Genomic DNA, 19,863 nt, shown 5'->3' on the forward strand with positions numbered 1-19,863 from the left:
TTTTAAAATCAACAGATTGTTTTCTTTATTTTAATTCTTATCTGCTTGAGACCTATTGAAATCATGTCATACATCTAGAATTTACACTACGAAAATAGTAAATAGGTTTATTATTCCTCTTTTCTATTCACTATTTTTTGTTCTGAAAAGATGAATAAAGACGGATAAGAAGAAGATAAAAAACACCCAATCATTTATCCCGTAAATGGAATAAAATAGTCCAGCTAATACATCTTTTTTATACACGTCGTAAACATTATTATTTATGATCCAATTGGTCCAAATAAAACCATAAATAAATTTTTCAATGACAAAAATTCCAACAAGCCATCTGACTTGATGGTACTCCTTTGCCACTGACATGTAAGCTAATCCCCAAATGAGTATCATAAGTAATCCAAAATTGGACATTACTTCTGGATCAAATTCAGGAATTGTGGAATTTGTAAATAATTTCGAAAAAATTAATACTGTGGCGTTCATTAATCCAGCAATAATGAACCCTTTTGTAATAGTCGTCTTTTTAATGATCATATCTCTATTAATTTAATTTGCAGATTTGCTTAAGCACAAGTATTATAAGTTAATCTTCTAATTCACAACTTTTAGCTCTTATAAAGTAGTATAATTGTCATTAATATGTAGCTAAATTAGTTAATTTATTCTTGTTGTTGCTTTCTATTTGTCATAAGTCCAAGCATCATAATCAATGCTGTCAAAATTATCACTTGAATAATAAGTGATTTATTTACCAACGAAATGTTTTGTTCCGGCCCAATTGCGAGGAAAAGTAATATAGTAATTAGGCCTCTTGGAGCGATAAATAGCAAAGGAGATAATGACAGTTTAGAAATTTTTAATTGGATTGCTCTGAAAACAAAAATTGCAGTTACAATTCCTATGGCCCATATCAACGTATCCATATTCAAGATTTCTTCAGTTTGGATAAGATAGCCAAAAAGTAAAAAGAAAAGTGATCGTACTAAAAATGCTGCTTCAATTGTCAACTCCTTAAATTTATTAACCTCTGCATTCAACTCATCCGGTTTTAATTTTTCAATCCACTTAAATTGTTTTAATTCATCAAGATTGCCCAAAAATAAACCAAAAAGGAAAATGAAAATTAGTCCAGGCAGATGATACACTTTAGAAACAGCATATATCAAAATAACTAGTAAAATGATGGGAGCAAATTTTATGTGGTGGTCGATTTTATTGAGCATGTAAGCAAGTCCAATCGTTGCAACAAAGGAAATAACAGTAATAGCAATAAGTTGTAAACCAAAATATCCAAAGGACGAAAAACCAAAGGTGTCATTTAGAGCAATAAAATTAAAAAATAAAACACCAATGATATCGGATAAACTGCTTTCATAGATAATAAACTCTTTATTGAAAGAGGTCAACGACTTTACACTAGGAATTGCAATAGCACTGCTTATTATACAAAGTGGTACAGCATTCGTTAAACTGTCTTTAAAGGAGAATTGCCCATAATGATGAAATAAAAATGAAAGTAGAAACGCTAAAGCCAGCATTGGAAAAAGAGAAACTAAAAATGATTTTTTGATTAAAGAAGCTTTGGATTTGTTAAATTCCAATTCAAGAGAACCTTCGAGAACTATCAATATCAGTCCTACAGTACCGAAAAATGGAAGTATAGGCGTGAGGTTGGGTATACTAATTTCAAAGAAGCTCGTCAATTGTCGGACAACAAATCCTAAAAGCAATAATAAAATTACCGAAGGCACTTTTGTTTTAGACGATGTTCGCTCAAAAACATAAGCTAATAAAAGTAACGTACATATTGTGATGATAATTGTTATTGTCATAATAAATCTTTGTGGTTCTTGAAGAATTTCACGTATTATTTGTAGCCTTTTTGCGGTTACACAATTGGAAAATAATAGCTTTTCGCTAAGATAATACTTCTTGCCCAAAAAAACTTTTGACTAGTATAAATTTCGCGGTAGCTTAAATCTTGCTTTCCACTTCTTTTTTAGTTTTTTTCGGGCTAAAGGGATTTAAATACAATAATCACGTTTATACTGTTTTATAAATACGACAATGAGATTTAGAAAAAGTAACGGATTCAATTTTCTTACAGGGTGAATATTTTATTTGAAAAGAGATAAGCAACTAATTGCGATAGTCCTCTTTTTTCAATTTTAGCTTTCTACATTCAAATTGCAGAATACATAGAAAATAAGGACATTCAGCTTGTTTTTTTTTTATTGGAGAATACTAATCTTACTATTAATATATGTTTTTGACCTACGTGCTGCTTGACCAGTTTCGAAACTTTTTCGGCCCTATTGATGCCTATTTATTGCTGCTATTTTTATTTATAATTTTTTTTCTGCTAGAACCTGAACCCTTTTTAGTTTGACACAATTTTATTTTCTGGAAAGTGCTTTTATGCATTTTATAAATTCCGATTTGTTTTTTAATTAAATTTTATTGGTTAGTTTTTTGAAATTAAAACCATAAAAAAAGAAATAGTAAAAGGGAAAAGTATACTTATTTTATTAAAAATTATTCTAAAATAATAAAGAATGGCTTGTAAGTATTTAAAGAGTTGATAGGGAATAATTTTACTTTCAATGCATTACAAAAGTTGTAAGCATAAAGAACTTCATCTCTACGCAGAGGTTACTTTTAGGTTGCTGCAATCGATTTCCTTTTTAGGACGTTATTTTAGCGGTATAGGAAGTTCATATTGGCGACTACCATCTTGTGGACTCGCCTCAAACAAAATTAGATTTAGAGTTGAATATTCCTCCTTTTTTTCAACATCAATTGTAAAGTCAAATTTGCCCCATTCAGGTGCTCCCGCATCAGTCGTTACGTAACCCTTTTTTAATTCATTGTGTCCATCCTCAACCACCCAGTTAAAAGTTGCTTCAAAAACTTGTGCTTGTCCTTGCACTCGGAATTTATTATCTGCCACTTTTTCTAGTGTTACCTGTCGAAAACGCTGATTTTCGTACTGTTTTACAATAGTTTTTTGTGGTTCAATATGCTGTACAACTTGAGCGGTATCGGTGGAAATTATTGTGTCAATGTTTTTTGAAGCATCGCTTTTCTCTTTGTTACAGGCAAATAATAGCAAGGGTAGTAACCAAATAGTTGATTTTATATTCATTGTTTTCTATTTTGAAATTTCGTTTTGACTTTGATATATCTCCGAAAATTGCTCTTATATCTGCTCATTGTTTGCTAATAATTTTTACAAATGTTTGGTATAATTATGGTCCAAAAATAGCTACTTGTTGCGTACTCACCTGTATTGTGGATCTACTTGTAACCAATTAACAAATCCAATGGTGAAAATAAAGCAGAAAAGACTAAGTTTTTAAAAATATAATCCCTTTTGCTTTTCTTATAAGTACATCAATCAAAAAATAAATGAGTGCCAAATAAAGAGGGAATTGTTTTGGTAGATTCCATTGGTAGACTATTAATCACATTAAATTATTGACATATAGTGTCTTATTTTTTTGTTAATCATTGTAAAAAGATCCTATCCGCGCTGAAACAAGATAAAAAATGTTACCGCAATGGGCGAATTAACAATCTGCCATATTAACGGCAATTGCCAGACCACCTTCGGAAGTTTCTTTGTATTTGTTGTTCATATCTTTGGCAGTTTGCCACATGGTTTCTACCACTTTGTCTAAAGGAACTTTTGCGTTTTCGGGATCGGTGGCTAAGGCTAATTCGGCGGCATTAATGGCTTTTATGGCACCCATGGTGTTGCGTTCAATACAAGGAATTTGGACTAATCCGCCAATAGGGTCACAAGTCAGTCCAAGATGATGTTCCATGGCAATTTCAGCTGCCATTAATACCTGCTCTGGTGTCCCACCCATTAATTCACATAAAGCGGCAGCTGCCATCGAGGAGGACACTCCAATTTCAGCCTGACAACCGCCCATCGCTGCTGATATAGTAGAACCTTTCTTGAAAATACTGCCTATTTCACCGGCAACCATAAGGAATTGTTTGATTTGTTTTTCACCAGCTTGGTGGTTTTCAATCACTAAGTAATACATTAAAACAGCTGGAATAACGCCAGCACTTCCATTAGTTGGAGCAGTTACCACGCGTCCTAATGCTGCATTGACTTCATTTACTGCAAGTGCAAAACAGCTAACCCATTTCAGGATTTGACGAAATTTGACTTCTGTTTTTCTAATTTCTTCAAGCCAACTTTGTGGAGAATTATAATTGGCTAAACCAATTAGGTTTTGATGCATGTCAAATGCTCTTCGGCGTACGTTTAATCCTCCAGGAAGTATCCCTTCAGAATGACAGCCTATGTACATGCATTCCAGCATGGTGTGCCAAATACGGATCAATTCGTGATCAATTACGGCTTCCGTACGCATTGATTTTTCGTTTTCAAAAACGATTTCCGAAATGGATTTATTTTCGTTTTTACAATACGCTAATAGTTCTGATGCTTTATCAGTAGGATAAGGAAAAGCACATTTTATTTGTATTTTCTTTTTAGCGTTAATGCGTTCCTCTTTGACTACAAATCCTCCACCAATAGAATAAAAAGTAGATATATATTCGCTATCATCGTTCATAAAAGCCGTGAACGTCATTCCATTGGCATGAAAAGGAAGGAAGTTTTTATTGAAAATGATATCCTGAAGAAAATAGAAAGGGATTGGTTTTTCGTTTGCTAAATTAATCTCGTTTTTTGATTCAATGGATTTTATAATGGCAGCAATATTTTCTATAGGAATGTATTCTGGATCTTGTCCGCTCAATCCTAGCATTACGGCTAAATCCGTTGCGTGCCCTTTTCCAGTCAAGGAAAGAGAACCGTATAGGTCTATTTTTACTCGGGTTACAGCATGAAGTAACAACTCGTTTCTCAATTCACCTAAAAAGCGTTCGGCAGCTCTCCATGGGCCAAGTGTGTGTGAACTCGAGGGGCCTACACCAATTTTTAGCATGTCAAAAACTGAGATACATTCTTCCATCTATTGTTTCATTTTGTGATCGACAAATATAATAGATTGTTATTAGTATCCGAATTATATGCAAAATTTTATTAATTATTTAATAAAGAATAGTACTGTAATCTTAGTATTTCTTAATGAAAAATGAATTAATGATAGAGAATAGCTTTGGTATAATCCGTATTTAATTAATAGAAAATTTAGCTTGTGAAAGACTTCGTAAATTGCTATTTTTGAGGCATAACTAACCCAAAATAATATGAAAAAGACTATTTTTTCTTTTTATCTAATGCTAACTCTGGTACTCAGTGTTCAATCACAGGTGCAAAGTCCTTCAGAATTTTTACCGAATTACGGAAAGCAAATAACGTATTACCATCAAGCCGAAAATTATTTTAGGCATCTTACGGAAAAATCTCCTTTAATAAAACATCAAAAATATGGAGTAACTCCTGAACAAAGGGATTTAAATGTATATTTTATTTCTAGTCCTGAGAATTTGGCTAACTTGGAACAAATTCGAAATAATAATTTAGCCGCTATTGGTTTGTCCACTAACAAAAGCCAAATGATTGGTGATAAATTAATTGTATGGTTGAGTTTTAATGTTCATGGAAATGAATTTGCTGGAACTGAAAGTGCTATGACTGTAGCCTATGAGCTGGTAAATCCCTCAAACGCCGAAACTAAAAAGTGGTTAGAAAACACTATTGTAATCTTGGATCCATGCATCAATCCTGATGGATATTCCAGATATGGGAATTGGTTAAGAGAAATTTCAAGTAAAAAAACGCATCCCGATTTGTCAGACAGGGAACACATGGAAGTTTGGCCAGGGGGAAGGTACAACCATTATATCTTTGATTTGAACAGGGATTGGGCGTGGCAAACCCAGCCGGAAACCCAACAGCGTATCGCATTGTACAACCAGTGGATGCCTCAAGTACACACGGATGTACATGAAATGGGATATGATTCTCCCTATTTTTTTCCACCGTCAGCGGAACCTTTGCACGAATATATTGAAAAGTATCAAAAAGATTTTCATTACACGTTAGGTAAAAATATATCTAAAAAATTTGATGCTCAAAACTGGATGTACAATACAGGGGAGCGTTTTGATTTGTTTTATCCAAGTTATGGAGATACTTATCCTACTTACAATGGAGCAGTAGGCATGACTATGGAACAAGGCGGAATAGGAGCTGGGAGAGCAGTTACAATGAGTAACGGAATCACATTGACTATAAAAGATCGCTTAACCCATCATGCAACGGCAGTTCTTACGGTTGTAGAATCAGCGGCAGCACAAGCGGATGTTTTGCTGAAAGGTTTTAGAGGTTTTATGAATAATTCTCGAAAAACGGTCAAGGGAAATTATAAAATGTATGTGATGAAAAACAATCCGAAGTTGGTTCAAATGGCGGATTTGTTGAAAAAAAACAATGTAGAATTCAGTTATGCTGATGCTACTCAAAAAGCATCCGGATTTAATTATACTACAAAAACAGAGAAAGGTTTTACAATTGAACCAAATGATTTAATTGTGAAAGTAGATCAGCCGAAAGCCGTTTTTGCGCAAGTGCTTTTTGAACCAAACCAAAAATTAAATGACAGTTTATCGTATGATATTACTTCATGGGCGTTGCCTCTGGCTTATGGAGTAGAAGGGTATGCACTGAAAAATAGTGTAGCTGTTAAAACAAAAATGGCAATTGAAATGCAGGAAAAAGTCATTCCGCAAAACGTGTATGCGTTTCATATTCCTTGGAATAATAGAATTTCAGCTCAGGTTTTGTCGCTGTTGCATCAAAACAATATTAAAGTGCGATCAGCAATGAAGAAAGCTGTTTTTGGAGAAGTAATTGTGGAGCCGGGTGGTTTGTTAGTCACCAAAGCAGATAATCCTAAAATAGTTGATTTTGAAAAAACAATTGCAGGACTAGTGAAAATGAAAACGGATTACAATTATATTGCTACGGGTTTTTCCTCGAATTCGAAAGATGTAGGAGGAGAAAATTTTAATTTATTGAAAGCGCCAAAAGTGGTTTTATTATCTGGAAAAGGGGTTGGTTCCACTGAGTTTGGTGCCGCTTGGTATTATATGGAAGAAACAATTGGTTATCCAGTAAGTGTGATTGAAGTAGACAATTTCAACAGATTAAACTTGTTCAATTATAACACGTTAATCTTAGCAGATGGATATTATGAATTTTCCGAAGACCAACAAAAGAAAATTGGAGAATGGATTAAAAACGGAGGAAAAGTGATAGCAATGAATAGTGCATTAACACTTTTTGAGGGAAAAGAAGGCTATGCATTAAGTCCATTTGCATCCGAGGAAGATAAATTGAGTTCTGAGAAAGAGGCTGAAGAGGAAGCGTTAAAAGAACGTTTTTTAGATTTTCAAGATTCGGAGCGTAGGTATATTTCTAAATCAATTCCTGGCGCTATTATCGAGAACATGCTGAATAAAACACATCCAATGTCTTTTGGTTTAGGGGATAAATATTTCAGTCTAAAAACGGAAGATAGACATTATTCGCTACTGAAAAAAGCAACCAATGTCGTTTATGTGCCCAAAGATTATAAGAGTTATGGTTTTGTTGGAAATGAAATAAAAAAGAAATTGAATAATACGGTAAGTTTTGCAGTAGAAAGTAAAGGTGACGGATCTGTAATCTATATGGTCGACAACCCTTTATTTAGAGGTTTCTGGGAAAATGGAAATTTATTATTCAGTAATGCTTTGTTTTTAGTAAATTAAAAAGCCACAATATTGAAACCATAAAAAAGAGCCCAGCAATGGGCTCTTTTTTATTGGGATCAAATTACCATTCGAAAGTACCGTTACTTATTTTCTTCCGAAAATTTTGCTGATTATAAAAATTAGTACGGCCAGTACTGCAACAACTATAAATATTCCAACGCCTACTCCAGCTTTGAATATTCCTTCTATTATTGAACAGCTTGAGAATGATAGTAATACTATAAAAAGCATCAATAAACGAGTTAATTTTTTTTGCATGATTAATTAGTTTAGGTTAAAAATGTAAAATTATTGCTTTCAACTAAGCAGTTTGTTATATAATTTAGAGGGGTATTTATATAATTCAAACAAAAAATAGCTTAAAATGGTATCTAAATTGCCCATTTAAGTATAAAGGTAAAACAAAAATATGTACAGTTGAACAGTAGTGTTTTATATTTTGACAAAACATAGTGGAATAAAAAACGGTATTATTTAGTAAAATGAAGTCTACCTAGATAAACTATTTCAATTCCTGTTGAGACGGTCAAGTATCAAATTAGGTCATAGGATTTTTTGATGTTGCAACAGTATTTTTTAATACGTCTATTGATTATCAGGGAAGTTTGTCCAATTTAACTTTACACAGTGTTCTAAAATCCATTTCCAAAATGCTTTAGAATAGTTTTGTAAAAAAGCAATTTGGTTTTTAGCAGATAAACGAGTAATGATGTTTATTTTCTCTCTTTTTAATTATAAAATCCTAAATCGGAATTCGTATATTTGTCAAACCAAACAATATAATCTACTATGAGTCAAAAAGTATTACTTACTGCAAAAGAAGTTACTATCATATTACATCGTTTGGCCTGTCAATTAATTGAAAAACACTTAGATTTTTCGGATACAATTTTAGTTGGAATTCAACCACGAGGTGTTTTTTTAGCGGAACGCTTGAAAGAAATTTTGGAAAATGAATACCAAACTCCTGAAATTCAATTAGGTTATTTGGATATTACCTTTTTTAGAGATGATTTCCGAAGAACCGACAAACCATTGGAGGCCAATAAAACTAAAATTAATTTTATTGTTGAAAATAAAAAAGTCATTTTTATAGACGATGTTTTGTTCACTGGACGAAGTATCAGATCTGCTTTGACCGCTATTCAATCTTTTGGTAGGCCTTCAGAAATTGAACTATTGGTATTAATCGACAGACGTTTCAGTCGCAATTTGCCTATTCAGCCAGATTATAGAGGAAGACAGGTTGATGCAATCAATAACGAAAAAGTCAAAGTGAGCTGGAAAGAAAATGAAGGGGAAGATGGTGTCTATCTAATTACAAGTTAGATCGTTTTTAAACGCTAACTATTAAAAACTAATAATCGTAAACAGCAATGAAAGAATTAAGCGTAAATCATTTGTTAGGCATTAAATACATCAATAAAAATGATATTGACCTAATTTTTGAAACAGCCGATCAGTTTAAAGAAGTCATCAATCGCCCCATAAAAAAAGTACCTTCTTTAAGAGATATTACCATTGCCAATATTTTTTTCGAAAATAGTACGAGGACAAAACTTTCTTTTGAACTTGCTCAAAAGCGTTTATCAGCTGATGTTATTAGTTTTTCAGCTGCACAATCCTCTGTCAAAAAAGGAGAAACACTAATTGATACGGTGAATAATATACTTTCGATGAAAGTTGATATGGTGGTAATGCGACATGCAAATCCGGGAGCTGCTTATTTTTTATCCAAAAATGTAAAAGCAAGCATCGTTAATGCTGGAGACGGTGCGCATGAACATCCTACGCAAGCTTTATTAGACAGTTATTCGATTAGAGAAAAACTAGGAGAGGTCGCTGGGAAAAAAGTGGTTATTGTAGGGGATGTTTTACATTCTAGAGTAGCACTGTCTAATATATATGCTTTGCAAATGCAAGGGGCCGAGGTGAAAGTTTGTGGGCCTAAAACGCTAATTCCCAGACATATTGAATCGCTTGGAGTTACGGTAGAACCAAATCTTAGAAAAGCACTTGAATGGTGCGATGTGGCAAACATGTTGCGTGTACAAAATGAGCGGATGGACGTGAATTTTTTTCCCTCAACAAGAGAATATGCACAACAATATGGAGTGGATAAAACACTTTTAGATTCTTTAGATAAAGAAATTGTCATCATGCATCCAGGACCGATCAATCGTGGTGTGGAGATTACTAGCGAAGTCGCTGATTCAAGCCAATCAGTGATTTTAAACCAAGTAGAAAATGGCGTTGCAATTAGAATGGCTGTAATTTATCTTTTGGCATCAAAAATTCAGTAGTTTTAGGTGAAACTTTGTAAATTAGCTACTTGTAATCGAAAATACCGCTGGGTAGTTTCATAAATATAGTAAAAATGAAAGTAGATCAAAAAGGACATACCGTAACGATTAGAGATACACAAGGGGATTTTATGTCTTTTCTTATGAAGGTTACGCACCAGTATAAAACATTCGAAAAACACAACATAATGATTGATCTTTTGTTACATAAAGATTTATCTACCAATGATATTAAGCAATTTATGCCTTTATCGAAACAACATAAAAAAGCAAAAAAATCTTTTGTCATAATTACTTCTGATTTTGATTATAATGCCGTGCCTGCTAAACTAACCGTGGTGCCTTCCTTATTAGAGGCGCACGATATTATAGAAATGGAAGAGATTGAAAGAGATTTAGGGTTTTAACAAATATCTTATGGATTTTTACAAAAACAAAAAAGACGCACATCTTTTAAGCATTATTCTATTCGCATGTTTTATAATTTTAATGGGTCTCAATCTCTATAAAGTTTTTACTACTGACGATTCATACAGCAAATGGGGAGTAGGTGCAAACTTATTATTAGCAATTTCTCAAGGGCTACAAATTAAAAAATATAACAAGGAAAAAAAGGATATTATTTTGTAATTAATTTTTACATAGCGAATTATGAATGTTCCATTTTTAATTCTATCGTAACTTCTAACATGAAATTAAAAAATTGAAACTAACAATACTTGGTTGCTATGCAGCTACACCACGAACTTTTACCAATCCCACCTCCCAGATTTTAGAAATAAAAAACAGACTTTTTTTAATCGATTGCGGAGAAGGAACGCAAGTGCAATTGCGCAAGAATAAAATCAGGTTTTCGAAGATTAATCATATCTTCATTTCTCATTTGCATGGGGATCATTTTTTTGGATTAGTCGGTTTAGTATCCACATTTACTTTGTTGAACAGAACTACCGATTTGCATATTTATGGACCAAAAGGAATTAAAGAAATTATTAAATTGCAATTGCGATTGTCTAATTCTTGGACAAATTATGGTTTGTTTTTTCATGAACTGGAATCGCTGGAAAGCGAGATTGTTTATGAGGATGAGAAGGTTAGGGTGCAAACCATCCCATTAAAACATCGAGTGTACACAAATGGTTTTTTGTTCCAAGAAAAAATAGGGGAGAGAAAACTGAATTTAGATGCAGTCCAGAATTATGAAATTAATAGTTGCTATTATCAAAAAATCAAAAATGGTAAAGATATCACACTAGAAGATGGGAGAGTTATTGAAAATGACAAATTGACTTTTGATCCTATTCCAACTAAGAGTTATGCTTTTTGTTCTGATACCGTTTACCATGAAGCTATTATTCCTATTATAGCCAAGAGTACTGTATTGTACCATGAATCTACCTTCCTGCAGTCTGAGGAAAATCTGGCTAAAAAGACATTACATTGTACCGCTAAAGAGGCAGCAACCATTGCTCTGAAGGCTAATGTAGGACAATTGATCTTGGGCCACTATTCAACACGTTATGAAAAAATTGAATTGTTTAAAGACGAAGCCGAAACCGTTTTTTCAGAGGTGCTTTTAGCCGATGATGGGAAAAGCTTTGAGTTTTAAATAAATAATTGAACGGCACGAGAAAATTGGTTTAGGGAATTTTGAATGACACTACGCAAATCAGTCTAGAAATGAACATTTTTAAATTAAAAATATATGAACGACTTAAGTAATTACAGAAAATCGTACGATAAGAGCGAGCTATTAGAAGCTTCTATCCCCGAAGATCCAATCAATTTGTTTAACAGATGGTTTCACGAAGTAGAGGACTTTGGAGGTGATAGTGAAGTAAATGCAATGACCGTAGCGACAATTGGCTTAGATGGATTTCCAAAGTCTAGAGTTGTTTTGTTAAAAAAGTTTAATGAAGAGGGTTTTGTTTTTTATACCAATTACAATTCAGAAAAGGGGAAGGCTATTACAGAAAATCCAAACGTATGCCTCTCTTTTTTTTGGCATACCCTAGAACGTCAAGTAATCATTAAAGGGATCGCTAAACGAACTGCAGAAGACATATCAGATCTTTATTTTGAATCGCGACCTGAGGGGAGTAAATTAGGAGCAATTGTGTCCAATCAAAGTGAAGTGGTTCCTTCCAGAGACTATTTAGAACAAAACTTGAAACAATTAGAAAAAGATTTTGAGAGTATGGTTATTCCAAGACCAAAGCATTGGGGCGGATTTCTTGTAACTCCTTTAGAGGTAGAATTTTGGCAAGGAAGACCTAATAGATTACATGATAGAATTCGGTATTCTAGCCAACAAGATTATTCTTGGAAAATAGACCGTCTTTCTCCTTAATGTAAGAATTATATATATTTAATTATTTTTATGATGTAGTTCATCGATTTTTTTAGGTATTTAAACGGTAAAAGATGTATGTTTGAGTAAGAAATAAAAAACATAGTATTATATATTAAAGTTGTTTGCCCCACAATCTACTTTAAACCTAACCTACCAAAGTTATGAAAATAAAATTACTTCGTGCATTATTGCTCGCTGCTGTGATATGCACTATGAATTCCTGTTCCTCAGACAGTTCTGAAATTGAAACCGCTGACGCAACCGTTCAAAAAGTAGTTGCATACTCATACAATTCCATTGAGTTAGAGACTATGGATTTAATAAATGCCCACAGAGTTAGTAAAGGTTTGAATCGCTTGGAGAAAATCAATCACATGTCTTATAAATCTGAAGAGCATGATAATTACATGATCGCAAACAATGTAGTTAATCATAATGATTTTGCTGCGCGTTCTGAAAACATTATGAAGATTTTAGGAGCCAAATCTGTAAGTGAAAATATAGCTTATAACTTTAATACACCACAGGCAGTTTTGAATGCGTGGTTAGCAAGTCCTGGTCATAAAGAAAATATAGAAGGTAACTTTACCCATTTTGGAATTGCAATAAAAGAAAATCCAGTAAATGGTAGAAAGTATTATACAAATATCTTTGCAAAAATTTAAGTTGAGTTTTTTATATTTAAGTGGCGGTCTTCCCCCCAAAAGACAGCCATTTATATTTTAAAAACAGTTTAGAAAAAATCAGTGTTAATTTAAGATATTAACTGTTAATGATTTTTCTTTAGATGTGTTTTAAATTATAATTATTTTTCATTTAGGAATGTAAGGTATCTTATTCTTTATATTTTTTTTGTAATTATTCGTAGTTTTTATATTCCTACTTATCTCGGCTTGATTTATCATTTACAAAATTTTTATACTACTAAAATTTTAGACATAGCTATTTACTAGTCTACAAAGGAGATAATTGACAAATGATATGCTCAAATGTAATATCTTTTGATTCCATAAATTATATCATTTATATCCCTAGGAGTTATTTTTATTACGCGGAGAAAATAGATGAGGAAAATAATTGAAATAAAAATAGACTGTCTTTATGGGACAGCCTATTGCATTTACTTAGGGATTTATTTTACAGGGCAGTGATAATAAATTCACTTCTTCTGTTTAGCTGATGTTCTTCTTCTGTACATGATACTCCATCGGTACATTTATTTACTAATTGAGTCTCACCATATCCTTTGCCACTCAATCTATTCTCATTTACTCCATTTTTAACTAACCACTTAATAGTTGATTTAGCTCTTCTATCTGATAAAGCTTCATTGTATTTAAACGAGGCGCGGCTGTCAGTATGAGAGCGAATATCCAATGTCATCGTTGGATTTTGGTTTAGAACATCTAGTATTTTTTCCAAATCTAAAGCGGCTTCTTTTCGAATATTAGATTTGTCTAAATCAAAATAAATCATTTTTATGTTAAAACATTTACCAAGATCATCACCAATAGTAACTTTACAAACAGCATTCTCTAGCGCGATTGGTAGATATGTTTTTCCATTTTCGTCTGCAATCGTTATCGATACTTCTTTTACGGTATATTCTGGTTTTTGAGCTCTTACGTAATATTTTTTACCGCATTCAACAGCAAATGAATAAGCACCTTTATCATCTGAAACGGTGGTGCTGATGCTATTAAATTGATTGTCAAGCAACGTTATTTTAGTGTTAGGAAGCAACTCTGCAGTATCGATGTTGGTAATTTCGCCGTATAATAATTGTTTACATGTAATTTTTTTTAGTTCTAAAAATTTATAAATGTCATCATATCCCATACCACCATCCCGGTTTGAAGTAAAAAAGCCTCTTCTAGATTTTGTATCTATTAAATAAGCAAAATCGTCTTTGGGAGAATTAATATCAGAGCCTACATTCTGTACTTTGCTAAAAGAACCGTTTGGATTAATTGTAGAAACAAAAACATCTAAACCTCCTAAGCCGGGATGTCCATCTGATGCAAAATAGATTTCGTTTTCATCATTTACAAACGGAAAAGTTTCTCTTCCTTCGGTATTAATAGTTTTGCCTAAGTTTTCGGGTATTCCATAACTTCCATCATTATTTATTTGAACTTTAAATAAATCAGATAGACCCAAGGTTCCAGGCATATCAGAAGCAAAATAGAGCATCCTACCGTCTGGACTTAATGTTGGGTGCGCTGTACTATAATTATCACTGTTAAATGGAAGCTCCGTTATTTCAGTCCATTTATCATTTTCTAAAGTAGCTTTGTATATTTTTATTAAAGTAATTTGATTAGTATCTTTTCCTTTCTTTCCATTTATAAAATTATTTCTGGTGAAGTACATTGTTTTCCCATCATTTGTAAAAGTAGGAGTAGATTCGTGGAATTTAGAGTTGATATTGGAATCAAATTTATGAGGATCAGAGGGAGTCATATTTTCTCCTAAAGTAGAGGCATATAAATTTGTAAAATATTGATTAGTCCATTTGTGTTTTCTTTGTCCAAGACTTCCAGTATCCCTAGCTGATGCAAAAACAATTTCATTGGAATACAATGCAGTACCATAATCAGAGTAGATAGAGTTTATTCCAGCATCTTCAATAGTATATCTTCCGGAATTAGCTTTAATGGCATCTAGATAATTTTCGTTTTCCAAAAAAAGTTTTCCTCGGCTGTCGTTTCCGGCTTTTTTGTTGAACAACTCTAAAAGTTCATTTGCTTTTTCATTTTGGCCAATTGATCTCAAAGACTGCGCATAACGAAAATAATATTCTGGTTCTAAGTCTGAAGTATTCATGGCAAATAATTCGCCATACCATTTTGCAGCTTGTTCCAATTCTGCATTAAAATAGTAGGAGTTGCCTAATTTTTTAAACATGTCTGCCGATTTGTATCCTTTTTGAGCAACTTTTTCATAAGTTTTTATGGCATCTATATAAGCATAGTTGTCGTACTTTTTATCAGCAGCTGCAACCTTTCCTTGCTGGCAGTGTGCACTAAATGAAAAAGCGGTTAATAAGGTTATATAGAGGAGTATATTATTTTTCATAATAATTGTTTTTAAAAGAATTTTGGCGTTATGATTTTGTCGTTATTTCCGATTTTTTTTCTCGTGTAATAGCCTTGATTTTTGTTTTAATTTTTCCAATATTTCATGTGCAATATCATTTTGACCAATAAATGCTAAAGATTTAGAATATTGGTGATAATATTCAGGTTCTAAATTAATACCCATGGCAAATAATTCACAATACCATTTAGCAGCGTTACCAAAGTCTGCATTTAAGTAATAAGAATCTCCAATTTTTTTAAATAGATCAGCTGACTTATATCCTTTTTCAGCAATCCTTTCATAGGTTTTGATTACATCTACGTAGACATATTTGTCACTTGTTTTTTCAGTTATAAATAATTTGGAATCTTGAGCATTTCCTTTAAAATAAACTAGACTAATTAGTATGATGCAAAAGAATGTGTTTTTTTTCATGCTATTCACTTTCTAGAAGAATCGAGGAGTTATAATTTTACCATTATTTTTAAATATTTCATATCGCAAAAATATTTCATGTGAACCAGAATTATAGTTGTTCAATCTAGTTGTTTCACGATCATAACCATAACCGATATACATTCCATCAGATACTTGGAAACCTACCATGGCACTTAAAGCAGCACTCCATCTATAGGCAACTCCAACTACGAATTTTTCACTAAACATGAAGTTACCAGATACATCAACTTGCAAGGGTGCACCAATAACCATCTTAGTTAGTACAGCTGGTTTAAATTTTACGGTACTGTTAAGATCTAAAACGTAACCACCGATTAAGTAGTAATTAATTTTTTCTTTAAATATCGCAACTTCATTATCATCGTAACGATCTGATTCAATAAAATTTGGAATAGAAATACCCACGTAACCTTTATCAGAATGCAAGTATAAACCAGCACCGATATTAGGAGAAAATTCATTATCTATATTTTGTATTGATGGATCCGGTTGAGATGGATCCAATTTTGAGATGTCTAAATTGAATAAATTAGCTGTAGCTTTTATACCAAAAGAAAGTTTTAAGGTTTCCGACATTGGAATGGTATACGAAAAATCAGCAGAAATAGTATTTTCATTAGTAGGCCCAATCCTATCATTAATAAATGAAATTCCTAGTCCTAGATTATTATTGTTTAAGGGGGTATTAATCGAAGCTACATTTGTTACTGGAGCACCGTCTAATCCTACCCACTGCGTTCGATGCATCGCAAAAATACTCATTGCACCTCTAGAACCAGCGTAGGCTGGATTGATATTGATGGTGTTATACATGTATTGTGTATATTGAGCATCTTGTTGTGCAAAACCCACAAAAGCTGTAAACATCAAAAAGATTAATAATATTTTTGTTCTCATAGTAGATTTTTTTATTTTGATTGAACTTTTTCTTTTATTAGACAAAAGAGATCTATTTTGAGTAAGTTCAATGCTATTTATATTAAAGAATAGGGCTGGTTCATTTTTTTGAATCCTGAGGACAATTTAAGATCCTCAGGATTTAAAAGTAATTAAATATTATTTGCTAAGATATAAATACCCGTCTAATTTTTTGATTTCTACTTTACCATTTCCATCAATAGTACTGTAATTCAATATGTAAAAATAGGTTCCAGTTGGCAAACCAGAAGATTGATTAACAGTAGTTCTTCCACGTGAAATACCTTCAAAATTGTTAGTCTGATTATTATAGTTTTTAGTTTCAAAAACTAATACACCCCAGCGGTTATATATTTCAACTGTATTTTCAGGGTAGCAAGTCACATCATCAATATTATCGATAACAAAAACTTCGTTTATGCCATCTCCATTAGGAGAGAATGCATTATGAACTTTTATGTCACCACAACCTAAAACAATACAATCATCATTTATATTTATTGTCAAAAGTAGGCTTCTTGGACAGGTTTCATTATTAATTCTATATTCGAAGACCTTGTTACCTAAACTTAATCCAAAAGGAGATAAGATGTTTCCTTGTAATGCACCGGTATTATCAACATCTATCCAGGTTCCATTCGTTGGCGTTCCTTCTGATAATAAGTTAAAGATGTTAATTGTAGACGAGTCACCACTACAAGCAGAGCTTGCAATTGCTAAACCGCTATTTGCTATTGATACATTTACCGTTTGTATAAATTTAGAAACGTTACCACAAGAATCAGAAACAGACCACTCTCTAGTAATTGTATACGAGGTTAGGGAACTATTAGTGATTGTTTCTGTAAATACTGCTGGAGAAACTGTTGAACAATTGTCGACAAAAACTAGCTCTGGTTTTAAAGGAATAGCATCACATGTTACATTTATGTTTGCTTCAAATGTAGTTGTTGTCGTAGGACCAACGTTATCTTGGACACTGATGATTTGAGAAGCAGTGCTCATATTTCCTGCCAAATCTGTAGCTGTCCAAGTTCTAGTTATAGTGTAAGATCCAATACAACTACCTTGAATCGTCACGTCAACAAATGTTAATTTCACAGTACTACAAGTGTCAGTTGCTGTTGCTTGAGTGAAATTTGGAGTAGTGCTACAACTTATACTTGAAGGTATTGGTAATTGAGCTATTACCGGTGCAGTACTATCTTTAATTGTTATTGTTATTGTTGCAGTATCACAGTTTTCTGGATTTAACTTCCCACATATTTTATAAGTTAAAACATAAGTTCCAGGAATCGCTCCATTTAATGTAGTAATGTTTCCAATGATATCTACTTGAATATTTGAATTTTGTCCAGAAACCAAAGAGATATTAACGGCAGAAGCTAGTACTGAGGATCCATTAAGTGAATCGTTTACCAATATATTTCCTATCAATCCAGACGATGTACAATTTTCGATTGAAAAAATATCATCATTAGCGACAATAGCAGGAGCAGAAACAGTAACAGTAACCGTTGCAGTATCGCAATTTGTTGGATTTAGTATTTCACAGATTTGGTAAACCAAAGTATAAGAACCCGCAGGCGTACCTGGAGCTACAACTACATCAGTACCAGAAAGTGTAACACCAGTATTTGAAGATGAAACATAAGTCGTAGAAACTTGTGAAGCTAAAACAGGCACTCCATTTAAAGTATCGTTAACCAAAACATTAGTGAAAGCTGTTCCACCGTTGGCACCATTTACAGTTGTTCCAGCATCATCATTAGCGACAATAGCAGGAGCCGAAACAGTAACAGTAACCGTTGCAGTATCGCAATTGGTTGGATTTAGGATTTCACAGATTTGGTAAACCAAAGTATAAGAACCAGCAGGCGTACCTGGAGCTACTACTACATCAGTACCAGAAAGTGTAACACCAGTATTTGAAGATGAAACAAAAGTCGTATTGACTTGTGAAGCCAAAACAGGCACTCCATTTAAAGTATCGTTAACCAAAACATTAGTGAAAGCCGTTCCACCGTTGGCACCGTTTACAGTTGTTCCAGCATCATCATTAGCGACAATAGCAGGAGCAGAAACAGTAACAGTAACCGTTGCAGTATCACAATTGGTTGGATTTAGGATTTCACAGATTTGGTAAACCAAAGTATAAGAACCAGCAGGCGTACCTGGAGCTACAACTACATCAGTACCAGAAAGTGTAACACCAGTATTTGAAGATGAAACAAAAGTCGTATTGACTTGTGAAGCTAAAACAGGCACTCCATTTAAAGTATCGTTAACCAAAACATTAGTGAAAGCTGTTCCACCGTTGGCACCATTTACAGTTGTTCCAGCATCATCATTAGCAACAATAGCAGGAGCCGAAACAGTAACAGTAACCGTTGCAGTATCGCAATTGGTTGGATTTAGGATTTCACAGATTTGGTAAACCAAAGTATAAGAACCAGCAGGCGTACCTGGAGCTACTACTACATCAGTACCAGAAAGTGTAACACCAGTATTTGAAGATGAAACAAAAGTCGTATTGACTTGTGAAGGTAAAACAGGCACTCCATTTAAAGTATCGTTAACCAAAACATTAGTGAAAGCCGTTCCACCGTTGGCACCGTTTATAGTAGTTCCAGCATCATCATTAGCGACAATAGCAGGAGCCGAAACAGTAACAGTAACCGTTGCAGTATCGCAATTGGTTGGATTTAGTATTTCACAGATTTGGTAAACCAAAGTATAAGAACCAGCAGGCGTACCCGGAGCAACTACTACATCAGTACCAGAAAGTGTAACACCAGTATTTGAAGATGAAAATGTAGTCAAGACCACTTGTGAAGCTAAAACAGGCACTCCGTTTAAAGTATCGTTAACCAAAACATTAGTGAAAGCCGTTCCACCGTTGGTACCGTTTATAGTAGTTCCAGCATCATCATTAGCGACAATAGCAGGAGCAGAAACAGTAACAGTAACCGTTGCAGTATCGCAATTGGTTGGATTTAGTAT

The 19,863-nt window shown here is 33.3% G+C and carries 17 protein-coding genes; 8 read left to right on the plus strand and 9 right to left on the minus strand.

The annotated features are described in order from the left end of the window. Positions 1-123: 123 nt before the first annotated feature. The 4 genes from IWX83_RS12250 to IWX83_RS12265 form a co-directional block, all read right to left on the minus strand. On the minus strand, positions 124-534 hold the full coding sequence (locus tag IWX83_RS12250; RefSeq protein ID WP_073352962.1) for a hypothetical protein: 411 nt from the start codon (positions 532-534) through the stop codon (positions 124-126). 125 nt (positions 535-659) lie between these two features. Next, positions 660-1,832, minus strand: a complete 1,173-nt coding sequence (locus IWX83_RS12255; RefSeq protein ID WP_231379982.1) for a cation:proton antiporter — start codon at positions 1,830-1,832, stop codon at positions 660-662. Positions 1,833-2,692: 860 nt separating this feature from the next. Continuing rightward, entirely contained in the window at positions 2,693-3,145 is a 453-nt protein-coding gene (locus IWX83_RS12260) for a Gmad2 immunoglobulin-like domain-containing protein (protein ID WP_196829990.1), read from the minus strand. Positions 3,146-3,569: 424 nt separating this feature from the next. Then, positions 3,570-4,997, minus strand: a complete 1,428-nt coding sequence (locus IWX83_RS12265; protein ID WP_073352965.1) for an L-serine ammonia-lyase — start codon at positions 4,995-4,997, stop codon at positions 3,570-3,572. A gap of 238 nt (positions 4,998-5,235) precedes the next feature. On the opposite strand from IWX83_RS12265, the gene IWX83_RS12270 reads away from it, so the two are divergent. Next, positions 5,236-7,743, plus strand: coding sequence for a M14 family metallopeptidase (locus IWX83_RS12270; RefSeq protein WP_196829992.1), 2,508 nt, complete (start codon positions 5,236-5,238; stop codon positions 7,741-7,743). An 87-nt stretch (positions 7,744-7,830) separates the two neighbouring features. Here the strand turns inward: IWX83_RS12270 and IWX83_RS12275 are convergent, their stop codons facing one another. Then, complete coding sequence (locus IWX83_RS12275; protein ID WP_196829994.1) at positions 7,831-8,004, minus strand: hypothetical protein; 174 nt, start codon at positions 8,002-8,004, stop codon at positions 7,831-7,833. 531 nt (positions 8,005-8,535) lie between these two features. On the opposite strand from IWX83_RS12275, the gene pyrR reads away from it, so the two are divergent. The 7 genes from pyrR (at position 8,536) to IWX83_RS12310 (ending at position 13,067) form a co-directional block, all read left to right on the plus strand. Then, complete coding sequence (pyrR, locus tag IWX83_RS12280) at positions 8,536-9,075, plus strand: bifunctional pyr operon transcriptional regulator/uracil phosphoribosyltransferase PyrR (RefSeq protein WP_066076432.1); 540 nt, start codon at positions 8,536-8,538, stop codon at positions 9,073-9,075. Between the two features lie 47 nt (positions 9,076-9,122). Continuing rightward, positions 9,123-10,049, plus strand: coding sequence for an aspartate carbamoyltransferase catalytic subunit (locus IWX83_RS12285; RefSeq protein WP_196829996.1), 927 nt, complete (start codon positions 9,123-9,125; stop codon positions 10,047-10,049). A 74-nt stretch (positions 10,050-10,123) separates the two neighbouring features. After that, positions 10,124-10,456, plus strand: a complete 333-nt coding sequence (locus IWX83_RS12290) for a ribonuclease Z (protein ID WP_066076426.1) — start codon at positions 10,124-10,126, stop codon at positions 10,454-10,456. 10 nt (positions 10,457-10,466) lie between these two features. Further along, a complete protein-coding gene (locus IWX83_RS12295) occupies positions 10,467-10,679 on the plus strand; it encodes a hypothetical protein (RefSeq protein ID WP_196829998.1) in 213 nt (70 codons plus the stop codon). Positions 10,680-10,752: 73 nt separating this feature from the next. Next, a complete protein-coding gene (locus IWX83_RS12300; RefSeq protein ID WP_073352968.1) occupies positions 10,753-11,658 on the plus strand; it encodes a ribonuclease Z in 906 nt (301 codons plus the stop codon). Between the two features lie 96 nt (positions 11,659-11,754). After that, positions 11,755-12,399: a pyridoxamine 5'-phosphate oxidase gene (gene pdxH, locus IWX83_RS12305; RefSeq protein WP_073352969.1), complete on the plus strand. Its 645-nt coding sequence runs from the start codon at positions 11,755-11,757 to the stop codon at positions 12,397-12,399. A gap of 164 nt (positions 12,400-12,563) precedes the next feature. Then, complete coding sequence (locus IWX83_RS12310) at positions 12,564-13,067, plus strand: CAP domain-containing protein (RefSeq protein ID WP_073352970.1); 504 nt, start codon at positions 12,564-12,566, stop codon at positions 13,065-13,067. Positions 13,068-13,539: 472 nt separating this feature from the next. Here IWX83_RS12310 and IWX83_RS12315 read toward each other — a convergent pair whose 3' ends face one another. The 4 genes from IWX83_RS12315 to IWX83_RS12330 all read right to left on the minus strand — a co-directional run. Continuing rightward, entirely contained in the window at positions 13,540-15,480 is a 1,941-nt protein-coding gene (locus tag IWX83_RS12315) for an OmpA family protein (RefSeq protein WP_196829999.1), read from the minus strand. A gap of 42 nt (positions 15,481-15,522) precedes the next feature. Continuing rightward, positions 15,523-15,918 carry a hypothetical protein gene (locus IWX83_RS12320; protein ID WP_073352972.1) on the minus strand — a complete coding sequence of 132 codons (396 nt, stop codon included), beginning with the start codon at positions 15,916-15,918 and terminating at the stop codon, positions 15,523-15,525. A 12-nt stretch (positions 15,919-15,930) separates the two neighbouring features. Next, positions 15,931-16,839, minus strand: a complete 909-nt coding sequence (locus IWX83_RS12325) for a type IX secretion system membrane protein PorP/SprF (RefSeq protein ID WP_196830001.1) — start codon at positions 16,837-16,839, stop codon at positions 15,931-15,933. Positions 16,840-16,998: 159 nt separating this feature from the next. Then, the coding region (locus IWX83_RS12330) for a gliding motility-associated C-terminal domain-containing protein (protein ID WP_196830003.1) at positions 16,999-19,863 on the minus strand (2,865 nt) is incomplete at its 5' end.

Source organism: Flavobacterium sp. CG_9.1 (assembly GCF_015751645.1).
Lineage (GTDB): Bacteria > Bacteroidota > Bacteroidia > Flavobacteriales > Flavobacteriaceae > Flavobacterium > Flavobacterium xanthum.

Excerpts from the sequence above, each read along its gene's own strand:
- IWX83_RS12250 (WP_073352962.1), bottom strand. The coding sequence starts at position 534 with ATGATCATTAAAAAGACGACTATTACAAAAGGGTTCATTATTGCTGGA.
- IWX83_RS12255 (WP_231379982.1), bottom strand. The coding sequence starts at position 1,832 with ATGACAATAACAATTATCATCACAATATGTACGTTACTTTTATTAGCT.
- IWX83_RS12260 (WP_196829990.1), bottom strand. The coding sequence starts at position 3,145 with ATGAATATAAAATCAACTATTTGGTTACTACCCTTGCTATTATTTGCC.
- IWX83_RS12265 (WP_073352965.1), bottom strand. The coding sequence starts at position 4,997 with ATGGAAGAATGTATCTCAGTTTTTGACATGCTAAAAATTGGTGTAGGC.
- IWX83_RS12270 (WP_196829992.1), top strand. The coding sequence starts at position 5,236 with ATGAAAAAGACTATTTTTTCTTTTTATCTAATGCTAACTCTGGTACTC.
- IWX83_RS12275 (WP_196829994.1), bottom strand. The coding sequence starts at position 8,004 with ATGCAAAAAAAATTAACTCGTTTATTGATGCTTTTTATAGTATTACTA.
- pyrR (WP_066076432.1), top strand. The coding sequence starts at position 8,536 with ATGAGTCAAAAAGTATTACTTACTGCAAAAGAAGTTACTATCATATTA.
- IWX83_RS12285 (WP_196829996.1), top strand. The coding sequence starts at position 9,123 with ATGAAAGAATTAAGCGTAAATCATTTGTTAGGCATTAAATACATCAAT.
- IWX83_RS12290 (WP_066076426.1), top strand. The coding sequence starts at position 10,124 with ATGAAAGTAGATCAAAAAGGACATACCGTAACGATTAGAGATACACAA.
- IWX83_RS12295 (WP_196829998.1), top strand. The coding sequence starts at position 10,467 with ATGGATTTTTACAAAAACAAAAAAGACGCACATCTTTTAAGCATTATT.
- pdxH (WP_073352969.1), top strand. The coding sequence starts at position 11,755 with ATGAACGACTTAAGTAATTACAGAAAATCGTACGATAAGAGCGAGCTA.
- IWX83_RS12310 (WP_073352970.1), top strand. The coding sequence starts at position 12,564 with ATGAAAATAAAATTACTTCGTGCATTATTGCTCGCTGCTGTGATATGC.
- IWX83_RS12315 (WP_196829999.1), bottom strand. The coding sequence starts at position 15,480 with ATGAAAAATAATATACTCCTCTATATAACCTTATTAACCGCTTTTTCA.
- IWX83_RS12320 (WP_073352972.1), bottom strand. The coding sequence starts at position 15,918 with ATGAAAAAAAACACATTCTTTTGCATCATACTAATTAGTCTAGTTTAT.
- IWX83_RS12325 (WP_196830001.1), bottom strand. The coding sequence starts at position 16,839 with ATGAGAACAAAAATATTATTAATCTTTTTGATGTTTACAGCTTTTGTG.